General features: G+C 65.5%; 1 protein-coding gene. It reads right to left on the reverse strand.

The features are described 5' to 3' along the window. Positions 1-605: ABC transporter ATP-binding protein (locus QWJ46_RS31075; RefSeq protein ID WP_302756377.1), on the reverse strand; the 605-nt coding region annotated here is incomplete at both ends.

The raw sequence follows: 605 nt of genomic DNA on the forward strand, positions 1-605 counted from the left end.
GTTTCCGGATCGAAGAACACGGCCTTGTCGAGATTGAAGGCGAGGCGAGTGTTCTGGCCTGGGGCGATGCCGGCATCGGCGCGCAGGCGGGCGACGACGGATTTGCCGCCGAGTTTGGTGACGGCGAAGGTGTCGGAGCCGGCCGGTTCGACCACTTCGATCAGGCAATCGTCCTCGGTCAGCGAACGCGCCTTGCGATCGGCGCCGTCGGGATCGGTCAAGGCTTCGGGACGGATGCCGAAGATCACCGGCTTGCCGGCATAGCGGGTCAGCCCGTCATTGCCTGCCATGACGGGCAATCTGAGCGGCGCGCCATTCGGCCGTTCGAGCGAGACCGCCAGCCCGGCGGCACCGTTCTCGACGGTGGCGTTGAGCAGGTTCATCGCCGGCGAGCCCATGAAGTCGGCGACGAAGAGATTGGCGGGGCTGTTGTAGATCTCGGCCGGCGTGCCGAACTGCTGCAGCACCCCGTCTTTCAGCACGGCGATCTTGGTCGCCAGCGTCATCGCCTCGATCTGGTCGTGAGTGACATAGACGAAGGTGGTGCCCATGCGCTGGTGCAGCCGCTTGATCTCGGTGCGCATGTCGACGCGCAGCTTGGCATC

The sequence above is a fragment of the Rhizobium sp. CBN3 genome (assembly GCF_030518245.1).
GTDB classification, from domain to species: domain Bacteria; phylum Pseudomonadota; class Alphaproteobacteria; order Rhizobiales; family Rhizobiaceae; genus Rhizobium; species Rhizobium aethiopicum_A.